At 68.6% G+C, this 17,817-nt stretch carries 17 protein-coding genes; 7 read left to right on the top strand and 10 right to left on the bottom strand.

The genetic code is table 11. The features are described from left to right. Positions 1-24: 24 nt before the first annotated feature. A complete protein-coding gene (locus KR541_RS34280; protein WP_027786097.1) occupies positions 25-216 on the bottom strand; it encodes a DUF2964 family protein in 192 nt (63 codons plus the stop codon). A 13-nt stretch (positions 217-229) separates the two neighbouring features. Continuing rightward, positions 230-709 (bottom strand): universal stress protein, encoded by a 480-nt coding sequence (locus KR541_RS34285; protein WP_050014160.1) that lies wholly within the window; start codon positions 707-709, stop codon positions 230-232. Between the two features lie 298 nt (positions 710-1,007). On the opposite strand from KR541_RS34285, the gene KR541_RS34290 reads away from it, so the two are divergent. After that, entirely contained in the window at positions 1,008-1,769 is a 762-nt protein-coding gene (locus tag KR541_RS34290; protein ID WP_050014159.1) for a 2-keto-4-pentenoate hydratase, read from the top strand. Between the two features lie 31 nt (positions 1,770-1,800). Then, positions 1,801-3,213, top strand: coding sequence for a 3-deoxy-D-arabino-heptulosonate 7-phosphate synthase (locus KR541_RS34295; protein ID WP_124631720.1), 1,413 nt, complete (start codon positions 1,801-1,803; stop codon positions 3,211-3,213). Positions 3,214-3,259: 46 nt separating this feature from the next. Here KR541_RS34295 and KR541_RS34300 read toward each other — a convergent pair whose 3' ends face one another. The 3 genes from KR541_RS34300 to KR541_RS34310 all read right to left on the bottom strand — a co-directional run bounded on the left by KR541_RS34300 (position 3,260) and on the right by KR541_RS34310 (position 6,325). Then, positions 3,260-4,312, bottom strand: a complete 1,053-nt coding sequence (locus KR541_RS34300) for an AraC family transcriptional regulator (RefSeq protein WP_216090155.1) — start codon at positions 4,310-4,312, stop codon at positions 3,260-3,262. A gap of 148 nt (positions 4,313-4,460) precedes the next feature. Beyond that, positions 4,461-4,787, bottom strand: a complete 327-nt coding sequence (locus tag KR541_RS34305; RefSeq protein ID WP_124557104.1) for a hypothetical protein — start codon at positions 4,785-4,787, stop codon at positions 4,461-4,463. 32 nt (positions 4,788-4,819) lie between these two features. Continuing rightward, positions 4,820-6,325, bottom strand: coding sequence for a hypothetical protein (locus tag KR541_RS34310; protein WP_124595361.1), 1,506 nt, complete (start codon positions 6,323-6,325; stop codon positions 4,820-4,822). Positions 6,326-6,776: 451 nt separating this feature from the next. Between KR541_RS34310 and KR541_RS34315 the strand changes: the two genes are divergently transcribed. Both KR541_RS34315 and KR541_RS34320 read left to right on the top strand, forming a co-directional pair. Then, the gene (locus KR541_RS34315) at positions 6,777-8,945 is read left to right on the top strand and encodes a PA5441 family protein (protein ID WP_216090156.1); all 2,169 of its coding nucleotides are present in this window, start codon (positions 6,777-6,779) and stop codon (positions 8,943-8,945) included. Positions 8,946-8,952: 7 nt separating this feature from the next. Then, positions 8,953-9,660: a DUF3142 domain-containing protein gene (locus tag KR541_RS34320; RefSeq protein ID WP_050014153.1), complete on the top strand. Its 708-nt coding sequence runs from the start codon at positions 8,953-8,955 to the stop codon at positions 9,658-9,660. Between the two features lie 95 nt (positions 9,661-9,755). On the opposite strand, the gene KR541_RS34325 is transcribed toward KR541_RS34320, so the two are convergent. Both KR541_RS34325 and KR541_RS34330 read right to left on the bottom strand, forming a co-directional pair. Further along, positions 9,756-10,592 carry an alpha/beta fold hydrolase gene (locus KR541_RS34325; protein WP_050014152.1) on the bottom strand — a complete coding sequence of 279 codons (837 nt, stop codon included), beginning with the start codon at positions 10,590-10,592 and terminating at the stop codon, positions 9,756-9,758. Between the two features lie 133 nt (positions 10,593-10,725). Beyond that, complete coding sequence (locus KR541_RS34330; protein ID WP_050014151.1) at positions 10,726-11,559, bottom strand: oxidoreductase; 834 nt, start codon at positions 11,557-11,559, stop codon at positions 10,726-10,728. A gap of 94 nt (positions 11,560-11,653) precedes the next feature. Between KR541_RS34330 and KR541_RS34335 the strand changes: the two genes are divergently transcribed. Next, complete coding sequence (locus KR541_RS34335) at positions 11,654-12,625, top strand: AraC family transcriptional regulator (RefSeq protein WP_050014150.1); 972 nt, start codon at positions 11,654-11,656, stop codon at positions 12,623-12,625. A gap of 41 nt (positions 12,626-12,666) precedes the next feature. Here KR541_RS34335 and KR541_RS34340 read toward each other — a convergent pair whose 3' ends face one another. After that, the gene (locus KR541_RS34340) at positions 12,667-13,317 is read right to left on the bottom strand and encodes an NUDIX hydrolase (protein WP_245170479.1); all 651 of its coding nucleotides are present in this window, start codon (positions 13,315-13,317) and stop codon (positions 12,667-12,669) included. A gap of 240 nt (positions 13,318-13,557) precedes the next feature. Here KR541_RS34340 and KR541_RS34345 point away from each other — a divergent pair, with 240 nt between their 5' ends. Beyond that, entirely contained in the window at positions 13,558-14,418 is an 861-nt protein-coding gene (locus KR541_RS34345; protein ID WP_216090157.1) for a PhzF family phenazine biosynthesis protein, read from the top strand. A gap of 27 nt (positions 14,419-14,445) precedes the next feature. Here the strand turns inward: KR541_RS34345 and KR541_RS34350 are convergent, their stop codons facing one another. Further along, positions 14,446-15,609, bottom strand: a complete 1,164-nt coding sequence (locus tag KR541_RS34350) for an aldose epimerase family protein (protein WP_216090158.1) — start codon at positions 15,607-15,609, stop codon at positions 14,446-14,448. Between the two features lie 104 nt (positions 15,610-15,713). Continuing rightward, a complete protein-coding gene (locus tag KR541_RS34355; protein ID WP_050014147.1) occupies positions 15,714-16,619 on the bottom strand; it encodes a helix-turn-helix transcriptional regulator in 906 nt (301 codons plus the stop codon). A 118-nt stretch (positions 16,620-16,737) separates the two neighbouring features. On the opposite strand from KR541_RS34355, the gene KR541_RS34360 reads away from it, so the two are divergent. Then, positions 16,738-17,646: a LysR family transcriptional regulator gene (locus tag KR541_RS34360; RefSeq protein WP_089471125.1), complete on the top strand. Its 909-nt coding sequence runs from the start codon at positions 16,738-16,740 to the stop codon at positions 17,644-17,646. Positions 17,647-17,817: the final 171 nt, after the last annotated feature.

The following is a 17,817-nucleotide window of genomic DNA, read 5'->3' on the forward strand; positions in this document are numbered from 1 at the left end:
GCGCCGCCGCCCCGCCCGTGCGGGTCACTCCTCGCCTTTCGGCCCCGGGTTCAGCATCACGACGAAGCCGGCGACGCCGACGATCAACGCGAGCGCGCCGCCGCGCAGCGCCGTCGCGGCATCGAACAGCAGGCCCGTCACGACGGCCATCATGCCGGCGAGCGACACGAACACGGCGATCGCCGCGACGACGATCCGGTACTGGCGGCGTATCATCGCGCGCGCCGCGTCATGCCGCGGCCGCGGCGGCCGCCGCGTCGGCGTCGTCGCCGCGAATCAGCAGCACCGGGCACTTCGAGCCGCGCACGAAACGCTCGGCGACGCTGCCGAGCAGCACGCGCCGGATGCCGCGCCGCCCGTGCGTACCGACCACCGCGAGATCGATCCCGTGCTCGTTCACGTAGCGTTGCAGGCGTTCCGCGACGTCCTCGCCGATGCTCTCGGTCTCGACGAGTTCGGCTTCGCCCTTCGCGCCGGCCAGCGCGATGATCTGTTCGGCTTCGCGCAGCACCTTGCGCCCGTCGTCGCGGATTTCCTCGACGAGCGCGTGCGGATCGAGACGGCCCGCATACGTAAACAGCACCGACTTGTCGACCACATACACCGCGTTGACGGGCGTGTCGCCCGCCAGCGCCACCTTCACGGCTTCGGCGAGCGCCTGTTTCGACGAAGCGCTGCCGTCAACGGCCACCATGATTTTCTCGTACATGCGAACCTCGCTGGGGTGAGTTGCCGCACGCGCTGTCGCGTGCGGCCATGCCACCATCATCGGCCGGCGGCGGGTCCGGATGTTGACGGCGGTCAAGCTCCGGCGCTACCGCCGCATGCGGCAAAGCGACGCGACGGGAAGCGGCCGGCTTGCGTTGTCGCTCAGCCCCCGAACCGGGCAGGCGATGCGGACGCCGCTGCCCTTTCGAGCGCCCATCGCGCCGAAGGCGCTATCATCGACTATGCGACTTTCGTCCGGCCCTTTTTTGCCGGCCCCACTTTCAACTCGCTCAACCGACATGACAACGACTACCGAACGCGTGGACGGCGCCGCCCAGCATCTCGTCGCCGCCCGCCATGCCGGCTCGCCCGGCCCGCTGTTGCCCGATGCACTGCGCCCCGACGACATCGACACCGCGCTCGCGATCCAGCAGCGCGTGGCCGATCTGCTCGGCGAACCCGTCGGCGGATGGAAATGCGCGCTGCCGCCGCCCGATCGCGTGATCCTCGCGCCGATCTTCGCGTCGACGATCCGCGAAGCCGATGCGCCGTACCGCGTCGTCGGCGGGCCGATCGTGCGGATCGAGCCGGAAATCGCGTTCGTGCTCGATCGCGACCTGCCCGCGCGCGCGCAGCCGTATGACGAAGGCGACGTGCGCGCGGCGATCCGGGAAGTGCGCATCGTGCTCGAGGTACTCGGCTGCCGCTATGCGGAACCGGCGCGCGCATCGAAGTTCGAGCTGCTGGCCGACGGGCAATTCAACCAGGGGCTGTGCGTCGGCCCGGTCGTGCCCGACGGGCTGAACGTGCCGCTCGCGACGCTCGCGCTATCGTTCGAAGGCGCGCTGAACCGCACGATCGACGGCCGCCATCCGGACGGCGATCCGCTGAAGCCGCTGGTATGGCTCGTCAATTTCCTCGCGTCGCGCGGCGACGCGGTGCGCGCCGGCCAGATCGTGACGACCGGCTCGTACGCGGGCGCGATCGACGTGCCGCTCGGCGATGCGCTGACGGTGCGCTTCGGCGAGCTCGGCAGCCTGTCGGTGACGCTGACCGCTTGACGGGTCAGGTCTCTTTCTCGCCCAGACCGCCATGTCGCTGACACCGCTTCCCGCCCTGCTCGACGCCATCCTGCGCGCCGTCGCGCGCCGTTACCGGCTGCCGCCGCTCGAGCGCGCGTCGTCGCTGACCGACGCGACGAATCCGGCCACCGCGCTGGCGATCGTGATCGAGGAAGCGCGCAGGATGCGGGCGGACGGCCACGCGCCCGGCGCCGACTTGCGGCAGCGCTTCATCGATGCGCTCGCGCGGATGATCCGCGACGCGATGGATCCGTCATCCGGCGATCCGTCGTTTCAGGCGTCGGTGCTGCGTCACGATGCGCCGAACGTGCGCGAATACGCGTCGTTGTCCGCGCACGCCGAGCAGGACCGGCGCGCGCTCCACTCGGCCGTCAATGCGATCGCGCACCCGGCCAAGCTCGAACGAAGCGCCCAGGCCTGGCAACGCGACGGCCTCGCGCGCCTGCATGCGGCGGCCACTTCGGCGTCGTGGGCCGAGCTGCACGCGGCACTCGCGCATCTGCTCGCACTGCCCGAGATGGCGACCGACGCGGCGTTCGAGCAGGACATCGTCAAACTGAAGGACAGCCCCGCGCTCGAACGCATGCTGCGGCTCGATGCGCTGGCCGCGGACGAGGACGTCCGTCGCTACCGCGCGCTGTGGGTCCGGCAGGGGCCGCTCGTCGGCAGCACGGTCGCCGTCGCGCAGGGCGTCGCGTCGCAGCAGCGCGGCGCGGCCGTCGAAGCGCTGGCGGCGCAGGCGCTCGACGCACTGGCGCGCAGGCTCGACGCGGTGGACGAGCAGCGCACCTACCGCGTCGTCACGTCGATGCGCGTGCCGTCGTCGATCCCGGGCCGGCACGACCGCGCGAAAACCGAATGGGATGCGATCCTGCTCGAACGCGCGCGCGGCAACGACCCGGCGCCCGCGTGGAACGTGCGCTTCCTCGTCGAGGCGAAGGCGTCCGCGGATGCCGCGACGACCGATCTGCCGCGGCTGCTGCGCGGCCTGACCCTGCTCGCGCAGGCGGCCCCCGACACGGTCTATGCGTTCGAGACGCACCAGGGCACGGTACGCGTGCATGGCGCATCGCTGCATGCGCTGACGACCGACGAAGCGGCGCTGCCCCGCGAAGTGCTGTATTGCTGCGACGCGTCGGCGGATGCGACGCCGCGGCTGCTGAGCGCCGCGAGCCGGATGCAGCTGCTGTCCGCGCAGGCGAGCCTCGAATACGCGAGCGTGTTCGCGCAACGGCCGGATGCCGATCCGGACGGCCTCGGCGTCATCTGGCACGCGCTGCTGACCCTGCCGCAATGGCAGGCCGTGCTGCATCAGTACCCGTCGTTACGGCAGGTGCGTGAGCTGATGGTGGCCATCGACGACTTGCGCGTCGCGCTGGACGAGATGGACGACGGAGGCATCGCCAGCAGCGTGTGCGCGTGATGCGCGAATACAGCCGGCCGCCGCACGGCGCTCGCGCATGGACCGCTCAGTTGGTGAGCACCCCGAACGGCAGCGTCCACCCCGCCAGCCGGCCGCCGTCGCCCCAGCGCCCATCGGTCGCACCGCACGGCAGCAGGATCGGCGCGGCCGCGCACTCGAGTGTCTCCTTCGGCGTGTGGCCGAATTCCGCCTTGAACAGCCGGTGGAAATACTTCTCGTCGGGAAAGCCGTGCGCCCACGCGATTTCCGCGATGCGCTGATGCCGGCGCTGCGGATCGCCGAGCACGTGATACGCGTGACGCAAGCGCCGCCGCGTGATCTGCCGCATCACGCCGCCCTCTTCCTTGAACAACTGATAGAGCCGCGCCCGCGATACGCCGATGTCGCGGCAGATCCGTTCGGGCGTCAGGTCCGGCTCCAGCAAATGCACGTCGATGTAGCGACGCACGCGGTCGACCAGCGCATGTTCGATCGGGCCGCGCGCGTCGTTCAATGCCTGCGCGGTCGGCGACACCGCCGCGGCCAGCAGCAACAGCATCGATTGCACGATGCTCGGCACGTCCTGCATGCGAAGGTTCGGCAGGTTCCGGAACAGCGACAGCATCTGATCGGCGACCAGCCGGCCCACGCCGCTCGTCAGCGTCTGGCCGTGCATCTGCGCCGCATGGCTCGGCAGCAGGTAGCGGGGCACGACGATGCTGATCACGTCGCCGGCCTCGACCTTGCAGTCGTTGATCTGCGCGACGTCGTAGACGAACAGGTCGCCGGCGCCCTTGATCAATTCGGGGCCGCCGGTATGGCTCGCGAGCCGACCGCCGAGCAGCAACGTGAAGCGGATCGAATCCTGCCCGTCGAGCCGGATCCGCCGGGGGGTGCGGCGAACCGTATAGGTCGGCGCGCGCGAGTGCCAGTGCCGGCCCGACAAGATCAGCGGGCCGAGCGCCGCGCCGCTGGCTTCCGCGTCGCACGGGCCGTGGCCGCCGTCGTCGTCGAGGCGATAGTCGCACAGCATGTCCTTGACCCAGACGTGGAACCGGTCCGGCTCGGGGTAGTCGATCGTGCGGAACTTGAAAACAGGGACAAATGCAGCTTGATCCATGACAGTTTTTTTATCGAACCGGCGGGCAGGAAAGAATCGGTTCGTCGATTATCGGACCAAATTGCGCGGGAGCAAGGCCCACGCGATGCATCGTCCCCCTAAGCGATCGACCGACGCCCGATGGCGGGCGCGGTCCTCATCGCGGCCATCAGCGTTGCGGATGGCATTCCCAGTTGTTGTACGTCGGCCGATCGATCGGCGTGAGCCCCGGAATCATGAACACCGTACAGCCGAAACGCCGCCCCTTGCCGGTCGTCGCGTCGTAACTCACCTTCTGGCCGCCGAGCCCGTCCTTCTTCCCGTACTGGACGTTGGCGATCGTGATCTCGTCCGACGACGCGAGCCCGAGCGTCTTCGCGGTCGACGTCTGCACGTCGACCATGTTCATCTGCGTCGAGCCGCACGCGGCGAGCACGAGGCCGGCGACCGTGACGCCCAGCGCGGTCCGTACGGTGCAATGCAAGGTTTGCTTCATGGTTTCTCCTTCGATTTCCCAATGCGAGGCGCTTACGTGCCCGGCGTATAAAAGCTGGCCTGGATCTGGCTGCCGATCGTCGCGACGTACGATTGCCAGAGCAGCGCCATCGCTCCCGTCGCGTTGACGGCCAGCGCGGGCCACGACGCGCTCTGCGGCGCCACCGTCGACGCGCTCCACGCGCCCTTCCGGTAGCTGGCCGCGATGACGGCCGACGCACCCGGCAAACCGGTGTCCTGCCACGCGGCCGTCACGTTGCCGCCCGCATCGACCACGAGCGGCGGGTACTGGAGTGCCGCGCCGTTCAGGTGTTCGGTCAGCCGCTGCAACGGCCCCCAGTTGCCGCTGGCATCGGACACGCTCACCTGCAGCGCCGCGCCGCCTTCCGCCCACATCGCGGCGGCCACGCCGTTCTCGTTGACGGCGAGCATCGGCGTCGCGATGAAACCGGTCGGCTCGACGATGGCGGGCGCGACGGGTTGCGACGGCTGCCACCCGGTGCCGGACACGTAGCGTTGCGACATCGTGGTGGTGGTGAGCTTCCCGCCCGTCACGTCGAGCTGCCCCCAGAGCAGCGTGATGTTGCCCTTCGCGTCCATGCCGGCCACCGGCGAGATGATCGTCGTGAACAGGCTCGTGTTCGATACGGCCTGATTGACGTCGGTCCAGCCGTTGGCCGGGTCGTACGTGGCCGTCCACAGCGCCGAGTGCGTATGGTTGGTCTGCCGCCACGCGAGCACGGCGCGGCCGGACGACAGCACCGAGATCATCGGCCCCACGTTGTCGGTGTCGCCGGTCACCGCGCCCGGCCCGGTCTGCACCGGCATCTGGATCAGCGCCGTCGGCGACCACTGTCCGGACTGCGTGTAGCGCGTCCATGCGATACGCGTATCGAGCAGGCTGATCGACTGCGTCCACGCGACGAGCGCGTTGCCCTGGCCGTCGATGCCGGCCGAATAGGTCGACCCCGTCACGTCCGGCGCGACTTCGAACGCCGCGCCCCAGCCGCCGGCCGGGCTGTACGGGCGTGCCCACAGCGCATACGTGTTCGGGCCCGGCATCCATTCGGTCCAGAACGCGACGGCCTGCCCGCTCGCGTTGCCGACCACGCGCGACGGGCTCGAGCTCGTCGTGTTCATCGAATGCGAGCCGTCGCCCGTGTCGAGCCGCGTCGCGGTTCCCCAGCCCGAGCCAGCGGCATAGCGCGCGCCCCACATCTCGTTGCCGTTCGCGCCGGTCGGGCCGTTGGTCATCCACGTGGCGAGCGCATTGCCGCTCGCGTCGAGCGTCACGCTCGGGGCGCCCTCCGGCCCCTTGCCGTCCACCGCGGCGGCCGTCGACCAGCCGGCCTGCGGCTGCGTGGCGCCGCCGCCGGTCGGGCCGCCTGTCGACCCGCCGCCGGGCGACGTCGAGCCGGACGGCGAACCGGGATTCGTCGGCGTCGACGACGACGCGCCGCCGTTCGTCGCGACATCGTCGCCGCCGCATGCGGTCAGTGCGAGCGCGGCCGCCATGACCATCCATGTAATGGGTTTCATCGGAATCCTCTTGTTTTCATTTGTCGGCGTACTCTCGTCTGCCGTTGGGCGGATACGACGCATCGTTTCGCCCGCACAATCGTTAAGCAATGCTATTGAAAAGGCATGGAAACCGGCATCTTCCCGTGTCCATTTCATGATCGCTTCCGTCGTGCGGATCGACGCGAATGCCACTTTCGGCAGCCCTCCCCGTCGTGCAGCGCGGCCCCCGTCAGGTCGTCCATCGTCGGACGTCCGCCACTGCCGGCTGCATCTTAATTCAAGCGATCCGGATTCAAGGTGGCGTTGCGTCCACACTGAGTGGATTTCCGTTTCGCGGGCGCCGGCCCCCGGCGCGGCTGGCAGGCCGGCACACTGCCGGACATGACGGCCCGTGAGGTACGATACGCGCCGGGGCAACGCGCCCCCTGAGAGAACCGGCCGTCGCGGCCCCCTACCCGACACAAGAAAAATGCCAAGAAACCCGACGCTGAACCGAAACCTGTTCGCCGCGCTGGCGGCCAGCCTGCTGTGGATGCCGGCCGCCCATGCGAGCGGAGACGACGGCTGCTACGTGCCGAACACGCTCCGGCAGACGTCCTACTCGTGCGGCAACGTACCGATGCTGACGCCCGCCAACGACACGCGCATCAACGCGATGCTGATGATGGTCGACAGCGCCAAGGTCGCGCAGGTGTTTCCCGACCCGAAGACCATCCCCGCGAAAGAGCGGATCGACCGGATCATCGTGCCGTTCCCGATGGACTTCTCCGGATGGATCGACATCGGCCAGAAGGCGCCCGACAAGACCGGCGGCGGGGTGGATGCCGATGCGTCGTCGAACCGGTACGCGGACGGCGAAGGCAGCATCTGCCGCAGCATGAGCGCGGGCGCGGACGCGTTCAACGATGCACTGGGCGGCGCCGGCGGCCTGCCCGCCGACGAAGCCGCGCGCCTGCGCGCGGCGCGCGCCGACATCGCGCAGAAGACCTGTGCCGCGGGCGGCGCGAGTGCCGCGTGGACGAAGCCGCCGGTCAAGTCGCCGCTCGGCCAGCAGTTCGCCGCGTACCTCGACGGCACGAACGCGTTCTACCGCGCCGACTTCCTCACCGCGACCCGCGCGTTCGCGAACGCCTCGCACAGCGCGGACCCGTGGCTGAAGGAAACCGGCCTGTACATGGCCGGGCGCGCGCAGTTGAACGCCGCGCAAGCCAACGCATTCGACAACGACAGCCCGACGCCGACGCGCGCGCGCGTGACGAAGGTATCGCTCGACGCGGCGAACACGGTGTTCCAGACCTACCTGAAGGTGTATCCGAAGGGGCGCTACGCGGTGTCCGCGAGCGGGCTGTTGCGACGGGTCGCGTGGCTCGGCGGCAATGTCACGCAGCAGGCGGACCTGTACGGCCATGCGCTCGCGCGCTGGTCGCCGGCGACGTCGAACGTGCCGCTGATGCAACTGGCGAACGAACTCGACAGCAAGCTGCTGTTCGGGTCGGAATTCGACGCGCGCCAGATCCAGTCGCCGACCGTGCTCGCCACCGTCGACCTGCAGCGCATGCGCACGTCGGACAGCACCGATGCGAGCCGCAAGCCGATGACGCTGGACGAGCTGCAGGCGCAGAAGCCGCGCTTCGCGAACGCGCCCGCGCTGTACGACTACCTGCTCGCGACCTGGTACGTGCAGCTCGGGCACAAGCCGGACGCCGCCCTCGACCTGTTGCCGCAGACGCCCGCCGCGCCGCTCGACTACTTCGGGCTGAGCCAGCAGGCGCTGCGCGGGTTCGCGCTGGAGGACAGCGGCCAGAACGACAAGGCCCGCCAGCTGTGGCGCGACCTGATCCCGCTCGCGACGTTCCGCTTCCAGCGCGAAATGCTCGAACTCGCGCTCGCGATCAACCTGGAGCAGGCCGGGCTCGTCAACGACGCGTTCGCCGACGATTCGCCCGTGCAGAACGCCGCGATCCGCGGGGTGCTGCTGCAGCGCACGGCCAATGCCGACCTGCTGCGCGCGCAGGCGCAGAATCAGGCGACCACCGGCGCGCTGCGCAGCACCGCGCTGTACACGTTGCTGTACAAGGAGCTCACGCGTTCGCACTACGCGGACTTCCTCGCCGATACCGCGCTGGTGCCCGGCACGCCCACCGATCCGGTGAAGCCGTTCGTCGCGGCCGGCGCGAAAAACGAAGACGGCTACACGTGCCTGTCGGCGCGCGACATCGCCGCGACGCTGCAGCAGAATCCCGCCGATCCGAAAGGGCTGAACTGCCTCGCCGATTTCGTGCGGCTGCATCCGCCCATGCCCGGCCTCGAAAGCGATCCGGTGCCGCTGTGGATCCGCAACGCGTCGAATACGGCCGCCACGCGCGTGCCGCCGACGCTCGGCGCGACGCCGTCGCAGTTCGCGGGCAAGCCGTACGAGCGGATGTCGAGCTACGTGACGGTGATGGCCGATACGCAGGCGAACCCGAACGACCGCGCGTACGCGTTCTATCGCGCGATCAAGTGCTATGCACCGGGCGGCTCCAACGAATGCGGCGGCAAGGACGTGCCGAAGAGCACGCGCAAGCGCTGGTTCGACACGCTGAAGACCGCCTATCCGGGCAGCCCGTGGGCGCAGAAGCTCCGCTACTACTGGTAAGCGCCGCATGAAGCGCATCGCGTGCGTCGCGCTGCTGCTGGCCGCGCGCGTCGCGCTCGGCGGCACCGTCGACGCCGCGCGGTACGACGCGTTCTGGCTGTGGGCGGGCGTGAAGCCGCAGGCGGTCGTGCGCGGTGCGCGCATCGTCTACGTGCTGCAAGGACAGATCGAAGCGTCGCCGCAAGACGAGTCGCAGGTGCGCGTGATCGCGCAGGGCGTCGCGCTGCCGCCCGCGCCCGATGCGCGCGTGTGGCTCGTGTATCGGGCGCATACGCTGCGCTGGACGCCGCGCGTCACGCAGATCATGCTCGCGCAGCTCGCACGCTGGCGTGCGTCGGGTCGCACGATCGCCGGCATCCAGATCGACTTCGATGCCGGTACGCGTCATCTTCAGGATTACCTCGCGTTCCTGCGCACGCTGCGCGACACGTTGCCCGCCGATTGCCGGCTCAGCATCACGGGGCTGCTCGACTGGAGCAGCCGCATCGATACCGACCAGGTCAACCAGCTCAAGGGAATCGTCGACGAGGTGGTCGTGCAGACCTACCAGGGCCGCCGCACGATTCCCGACTATGCCGCGTACCTGCCGCGCGTCGCGCGGCTGCAACTGCCGTTTCGGATCGGCGTGATCCAGGGCGGCGAGTGGGATGCGCCGCCGTATCTCGCGTCGAATCCGTGGTTTCGCGGTTATGTCGTATTCCTGCGCAACGGTTAGCGGGTGAAAACACGGCGCGGGCGATCGCAGCAGCGGCCGGATCGCCCGCCTTCAATCACGGCGCCGCCCGCCGCAGCGGGCCGGCGCCGCCATCCTTACGCCCGCACGAACGCGAGCAGATCGGCGTTGAGCACGTCGGCGTTGACCGTCAGCATCCCATGCGAATAGCCCGGGTACGTCTTCAGCGTGCCGTTCTTCAGCAGCTTGATCGACTTCAGCGCGGCATCCGCGATCGGCACGATCTGGTCGTCCTCGCCATGCAGCACGAGCGTCGGAACGGAGATCGACTTCAGGTCGTCGGTCTGATCCGTTTCCGAAAACGCCTTGATGCCGTCGTAATGCGCCTTCGCGCTGCCTTCCATCCCCTGCCGCCACCAGTTGCGGATCACGCCCTGATGCACGGTTGCACCTTCGCGGTTGAACCCGTAGAACGGGCCGCTCGGCACGTCGAGGAAAAACTGCGCGCGATTGTCGGCGAGCGCTTTGCGGAAGCCGTCGAACACCTCGAGCGGCAGGCCTTCGGGGTTCGATTCGGTTTTCAGCATCAGCGGCGGCACCGCGCTGACCAGTACGGCCTTCGCGACGCGGCCGGCCGGCTCGCCGTGCTTCGCGACGTAGCGCGCCACTTCGCCGCCGCCGGTCGAGTGACCGATATGCACCGCATTGCGCAGGTCGAGCGCCTCGACGACCGCGAATGCATCCGCCGCGTAATGATCCATGTCGTGACCGTCCGACACCTGCGCCGAGCGGCCATGGCCGCGCCGGTCGTGCGCGATCACGCGATAGCCGTTCTGGACGAAGAACAGCAGTTGCGCATCCCAGTCGTCGCTGGACAGCGGCCAGCCGTGGTGGAACACGATGGGCTGCGCATCTTTCGGGCCCCAATCCTTGTAGAAAATCTCGACGTTGTCCTTCGTGGTGACGTACGGCATCGCGGTGCTCCTGTGAGGTGGATGAACGTGGCGAACGGGCCGCCGTCATTATCGGCTTTATTGTGAAACCGCGACGCCATCGTGCAATGCGATGGCCGATCATTCACCGGCAGGAAACGAACGACGCAGCGCGTCAGCCGTCCGTCGACACTGTGACGGCTTCCCACGCGCGGATTTCGTCGTCCAGCGCCGCCAGCTTATCGCGCACGAGCCGCAACGCATCGCTGCCGAGCAGCAGATGCGCGGGCGGATGGTCCGCTGCCATCACGGCGAGCATCGCCCGCGCGGCCTTCGCGGGATCGCCCGGCTGCTTGCCGCTTTTTTCCTCGCGCGCGCGGCGGATCGGGTCGAACAGCGCATCGTAGTCGGCGATCGAGCGCGGCGTGCGCGCCATCGAGCGGCCGGCCCAGTCGGTGCGGAACGAACCCGGCGCGACGGCCGTCACCGCGATGCCGAACGGCTCGAGCTCCTTGACGAGCGTCTCGGAAATACCTTCCAGCGCGAACTTGCTGCCACAGTAGTACGCGATGCCCGGCATCGTGATGTGCCCGCCCATCGACGTGATGTTCAGGATGCGGCCGCGCCGGCGCTCGCGCATGAACGGCACGACGGCCTTCATCATCGCGACCGCGCCGAACACGTTCACGTCGAACTGCCGCCGCATCGCGTCGAGCGGCGACTCCTCCATGATCCCTTCGTGCCCGTAACCGGCGTTGTTCACCAGCACGTCGACGGGCCCGACGTTCGCCTCGATGTCCGCGACGACGCCGTCGATGCGCTCGAAATCGGTCACGTCGAGCACGCGCGCGACGGCCGCCTGCGCGGACAGCGCTTCGAACGCGCGCGCCGCCTGCTCGCTGCGTACCGTGCCGACCACCGTGTGACCGGCGGCCAGCGCTTCCTGGGCCAGCGCGCGGCCGAAACCGCTGCTGACGCCGGTAATGAGCATGAGGTTGCCGGATGCCATGCGAGCTTCTCCCGAATGTGGATTGAAGCGTGCATACTAGTCTGACGAACGACGCCGAATAAGCCCGATTCCGCTGATTTTCTTGCACAAAACTATGAGCACAGTGCCCGCCTCCGCCCGACCTCCATTGCTGTCGCCGCGTGACCGAAAGCGCCTGGTGACGCTGCTGCGCGCGCTGGCGCCCGACGAGGGCTACAACCTGACCGCGCTGCCGAGCGTGCGCGTCCTGCGCTCGAACCGCGCGCTGTCGCGCACGCCGGTGCTGTACGACCCGGGCATCGTGATCGTGTGCCAGGGGTCGAAGCGCGGCTACTTCGGCGGCGAGCGCTATCTGTACGACGAACACCATTACCTGGCCGTGTCCGTGCCCGTCCCGTTCAGCATGGAGACCGACGCGACGCCCGAGCGCCCGCTGCTCGCGCTGTACCTGCACCTCGATTTCACGCTGGCCGCCGAACTCGCCGCGCAGATCGACCGCGCCGGCGTCGCGGAAACCGTGCAGGCGCCGAAGAGCATGATGTCGACGCCGATGGACGAAGCGATGCACGCATCGGTGCTGCGTTTCGTCGACGCGATGCAGCGGCCGCTCGACGCCGCGGTGCTCGGCCCGGCGCTGCTTCGCGAGTTGTATTTCCGCGTGCTGACCGGCGCGCAGGGCAACGCGATGCGCAGCGCGCTGGCGATGCGCGGGCAATTCGGCCGGATCGGCCGATCGTTGCGGATGATCCACGCCGATTACGCGCGGCCGCTCGACGTGTCGCAACTGGCCGACGCAGCCGGCATGAGCGTGCCGAGCTTTCACAGTCACTTCAAGGCGATCACGCAGGTGTCGCCGATGCAGTACCTGAAGTCGACGCGCCTGCATCAGGCGCGATTATTGATGGTGCGCCAGGACCTGACGGCGGAGGCGGCCGGCTACGCGGTCGGCTACACGAGCCCGTCGCAGTTCAGCCGGGAGTTCAAGCGCCTGTTCGGTTCGACGCCGGCGAAGGAAGCGCAGCGCATGCGCGCGAGCTTCGCGATCCCGGAAGCGTTCGACGATGCGGTGTTCGTGTCGTCGCATTGATGCCATTCACGTGCGCTGAACGCCGACCGCGACGCACGCGTTCATCGCGCGGCATCGAGCGCGAGGCCGGCCAGCGACTTCAGGATGAACGCGGTCACTCCCCAGATGTCCTGCGGCTGATCCGCCCAATACCAGCCGCCGGCACGTTCGCCGTCCGCGTATTGCCGCGGCAGATCCGGATTCAGCAGCGCGGCGAACGGGAACTCGAAAATTTCCTCGACTTCGGCCGGCGCGGCCGCCCACGCGGCGGCTTCCGGCACGATGCCGACCACCGGAAAGATCGCGTGATTCCGCTTTCGGGTCTTGTGAATCGGCAGGCTGCCGATCACGCGCACCGCAGCGGGATCGAGGCCGATTTCCTCGAATGACTCGCGCAATGCGGTCGCGCCGATGCTCGCGTCGGACTCGGTCGGGCGGCCGCCCGGGAAGCTCACGTGCGACGAATATTCGCTGAGCCCCGACGATCGTTTGGTGAGCAGGATCGTCGGCTCGCGCCGCGCGACGATCGGGACCAGCACGGCGGAGAATTTCCACTGGCGGTCGTTGTCCGTGAGGTAAAGCCGCGCCGTGGGCCACTCCGTATCGGCGGGAATCCGGAGCGCTTCCACGCCGCGCACGATCGTTTCCAGCGCGGTGTACGGTGAACCGGTAGGCGCGTCGCGGGGATGCAGGACGCCTTCGTCGGATGTCATGTCTTCCTCCTGCATGCGTGAAAGCCGGGGCCGCACGCGATTGCTCATCGCACCCCTTCGAACGTGATCGTCTGTTCCGGCGCAAAAACCGACTGCCGCTGCCGGCTCGCCATCAGCGAATCGGTGCACACCGATCATGCATGAAAACCGGACGGCACGTGTGCCGCCACCTTCGTCGAATCATGCAGGCACAATGGCGTACGGCATGCCCTTCCCGGCTGCGATCCATACGAAATGCCCATGACCCCCTACACCTTCCGCCTGCTGAACGTCTTCGCCGAATCGACGTTCGGCGGCAATCCGCTTTGCGTGTTCGACGATGCGCGCGGCATGGACGACGCGACCATGCAGGCGCTCGCCGTGCAGTTCAACCTGTCGGAGACGACCTTCGTGCTGCCGTCCGAGCGGGCGCATGCACGCGTGCGCATCTTCACGCCCGGCTACGAGATGGCGTTCGCGGGCCATCCGACGCTCGGCACCGCGCACGTCGTGCGCGAGCGGCTCAACGCAGGCGATGCGCTGACGCTGGAATTCAAGGCCGGCGTCGTCGACGCCACCGCGCGCGACGACGTGTGGACCTTCGTCGCCCCGCACGTCGGCATGCCGAACACGGCGCCGTGCACGTTGTCCGATGCGCGGATCGCGGCGCTGCTCGGGCTCGCCGAGGACGACCTGCTCGCGCCGCCGCTGTGGGTCGACACCGGCGCCGACCAGTTGCTGGTCGCGCTCAAGGACCCGGCCGCCGTGCGACGCGCGCAGCCCGACAGCGCGCACCTCGACATCTGGCCGCGAAGCAGCCTCGGCCGGAAGACCGCCTATGTATTCGCGTTCGACGCCGAACGGCCGGGAACGGTCGTGTCCCGCTACTTCTTCGTGAAGCAGGGCGGCGGCGTGTCGGAAGATCCGGGCACCGGTTCGGCCTGTGCGAACCTGGGCGGTTGGCTGCTTGCCGCCAGTCACGATCTGCCGGCCGCGTTTCGGGTCGAGCAAGGCGAAGCCGTCGGCCGGCCTTGCGTGCTGCGGTTGTCGGTCGATGCGGCGGGCAAAATCGGCGTCGGCGGGCGCGTGATCGAAATCGGGCGCGGCACGATCAACGTGTGACCGACACGCGCGCGCCAGCGCCGACGCTCAGCGCGCGCCCACCCGCCACACCGTCACTTCGTGCAGCGTGTCGCCCGGCTTGAGCACCGTCGACGGGAAGGCCGGGCGATTCGGCGAATCGGGAAAATGCTCGGCTTCCAGCGCGAACGCATCGGTTTGCCGGTAGGCGGTCCCGCCCTTGCCCGCGACGCTGCCGTTCAACCCGTTGGCCGTATAGAACTGCAGCCCCGGCTGCGTCGTGTACAGCTCGAGGAAACGCCCGGACGCCGGGTCGTAGGCGCGCGCGGCAAACGCGGGCGCCGGCTGGCCGCCCTGGTCGAGCACCCAGTTCTGGTCGTAGCCATGCGCGATCGCCAACTGCGGATACGCATCGCGCAAATGCGCGCCGATCGGCGTCAACTGGCGCAGATCCATCGGCGTGCCCGCGACGCTCGTCAGTTGCCCGGTCGGAATCGACGTATCGTCGGTCGGCGTGAAACGCGAGGCGGCGATCTCGATCAGTTGCCGCTCGACGCTGCCGCCGGCGTGCCCCGCCAGATTGAAGTAGCTATGGTTGGTCAGGTTGACGACCGTGTCCTTGTCGGTCGTCGCGCGGTAGTCGATGCGGATCTGGTCGTCGCGGGTCAGCGTGTAGGTCACGTCCGTCGTCAACGTGCCGGGGAAGCCGTTCTCGCCGTCGGGGCTCACGTAGCGCAGCGTGACGCTCGAACCGGCCGCGTCGCTGTGCTTGCCGGTGACCTTCCACACCTTCGCGTCGAAACTGTCGGGGCCGCCGTGCAGCGTGTTCGGCCCGTCGTTGACCGGCAGCCTCCACGTCTTGCCGTCGAGCGCGAAACGCCCGCCCGCGATGCGGTTCGCATACCGGCCGATCAGCGCGCCGAAATGGATGTTGCCGTTGTGCGCTTCGTAGTCGCGCAGCGAATCGAAGCCGAGCACGATGTCGGCAACGTGGCCGGTGCGGTCCGGCACGTCGAGCGCCGTCACGATGCCGCCGTACGTGATCACTTTCAGCGTCACGCCGTGCCGGTTCGCGAGCGTGTACTGGCTCACCGCCTGCCCGCTCGCGGTCGTCCCGTAATCGGCCCGGCTGATCGACACGTCGGCTGCCGCCGATGCGATGGCGGCATGCAAGCCGAACGTTGCGAACACACCTATCGCGAGCATCGATTGTCGCGGCCAGTGTCGTTTCATGAAAACCTCCGAAGTGATGCGGCCCGTGCTCGCACGCAAGTCGCATGCCTGCACGTCGCCGCGTGTGTCATGCCGCGCGCCCCGCCTCCGTCGTATCGCGACGCTCACGTATGGTCCGCGCGCCACCGGCGTGGCGTGACACCGGTCAATCGCGCAAAGGTTCGCGAGAAATGGCTCTGATCGGCGAAGCCGCACGCAACGGCGATCATGCTCAACGGCACGTTCGGGTTGCGCATCCATTCCTTCGCCCGTTCGACGCGCTGCACGACGAGCCAGCGATGCGGCGGCAGCCCGGTCGTTCGATGAAACGCCTTGACGAAATGGCTGCGGGACAGCCCGCACGCGCTCGCGACGTCGGCCAGCCCGATGTTGCCGTCGAGGTGCGCGAGCAACAGCTCCTGCGCACGGCGCGCCTGCGACGGCGTGAGCTTGCCGTCCGACCTTTCCCGCCGTTCGCCGACGCCGCCGTAACGGTGCGCGACGTGTGCCTGAAACGCCAGCCCCACGTGATCGATGAAGATCTGCGATGCTTCGCCCGGCCGGGCCAGCGCCGGCAGTAGCGACTGGCCGAGCGCGTGGATGATCGAGTCGTGGGTGCTCAGATGCGGCGGCAGGTAAAGCTGCGGCCGCTGCCGGCCGCCGAGGTCGTCGACCGTTTCCTCGAGCGTGTGGCGCGGCAGGTGGAAATGCAGGCAATCGAACGCGCCCTTGAGGTCGGCCACCCAGCGACGGTCGAGATCGTAGATCGACACGGTTCCCGCGTCATACGGGACGAACGGCGCGGGGCGGCCATCGAGCCACAGATCCTGTTCGCCGAACGGACGCAACTGCAATACGATGAGATCCGTATTCTCGAGTTCGTACGGTGCGGTCAGCCCCATGTTCCGGCGCAAGCTCTGGAGTCGGACGATACCGATTTGCCCGTGCGGCAACGCTTGCGTGACGACGGTCTGCCTGACGTCGGCGGGGAGGAAATCGGACGGTGCGGTGTCCGGCTGAGGGGCGCTCATGGGGCGATGCGGATCGCGAATGACGATACCCGCCACTCTAGCAAATCGCGGCGACGCACGCTGCTCATGCCGCCCCGGCGCTGGTATGATGCGCCAGCCACCTCTACCGGAATCCGCGATGAAGCTGTCATTCGAAGCGCTCGAAGCCCTGGACGCGATCGACCGCACCGGAACCTTTGCCGAAGCCGCGGAACTGCTGCATCGCGTGCCATCCGCGCTGACCTACCTGGTGCAGAAACTCGAAAGCGATCTCGGCGTGGCGCTGTTCGACCGCAGCGGACGCCGCGCGAAGCTCACGCATGCGGGACGCATCGTCGTCGAGGAAGGCCGGCGCCTGCTGCGCGCGGCCGAGCAACTCGAAATGAAGGCGCTGCGTGCGCAACAGGGCTGGGAAACGGAAGTGCGTGTCTGTATCGACGAAATTCTGCCGTTCGATGCGCTGTGGCCGTACGTGCACCGGTTCTACGCGCTCGGGATGGACACGCGGCTGCGTTTGTCGACCGAAGTGCTCGGCGGCGCGTGGGATGCGCTGATTTCGCGTCGGGCCGATCTCGTCGTCGGCGCGGCGGGCGAACCGCCGGAATTGCCGGGCATCGTCGCGCGGCCGATCGGCTCGCTGAAACACGTGTTCGCGGTCGCGCCGACCCATCCGCTCGCATCGATGCCCGAACCGCTGGCGATGGCGTCGGTCGTTCGGTATCGCGGCGCGGTGATCAGCGATACGTCGCGCGAATTGCAGCCGCAGTCGGTCGCGATCGATGCGGGCCAGCCGACCCTCGCGGTCCCGACGCTGGCCGCGAAACTCGAAGCGCAATGCGAAGGGCTCGCGGTCGGCACCCTGCCGGAATGCATCGCGGCGCGCGCGATCGCCGACGGCAAGCTCGTCGCGCGGCAGGTGACGGGCATGCGCGACACCACGCACTGCTATCTCGCGTGGCGCGGCGACGAGGCCGGCCGCGCGCTGCACTGGTGGGTCGAGCAACTCGACCAGCCCGATCTCGTCGAACGCTTCACGACGCCGGACTGACGCGCGCGTTCACGGCCCGGCGGCACGGCGGGGTCGCGCGCGCGGCCGCCTCGTCGATGGCTGACGGCCCGGCAGCGCGCGTCATCCAGCGCCCCCGGCACGGCGCCACGCGCCGTGAAAAAAAGCGCATGCCGATCCCCCCGCTGCCGGCCCCTCGCGGCCCACCCCGGC

It is taken from the genome of Burkholderia sola (genome assembly GCF_905400185.1).
Taxonomy (GTDB): domain Bacteria; phylum Pseudomonadota; class Gammaproteobacteria; order Burkholderiales; family Burkholderiaceae; genus Burkholderia; species Burkholderia sola.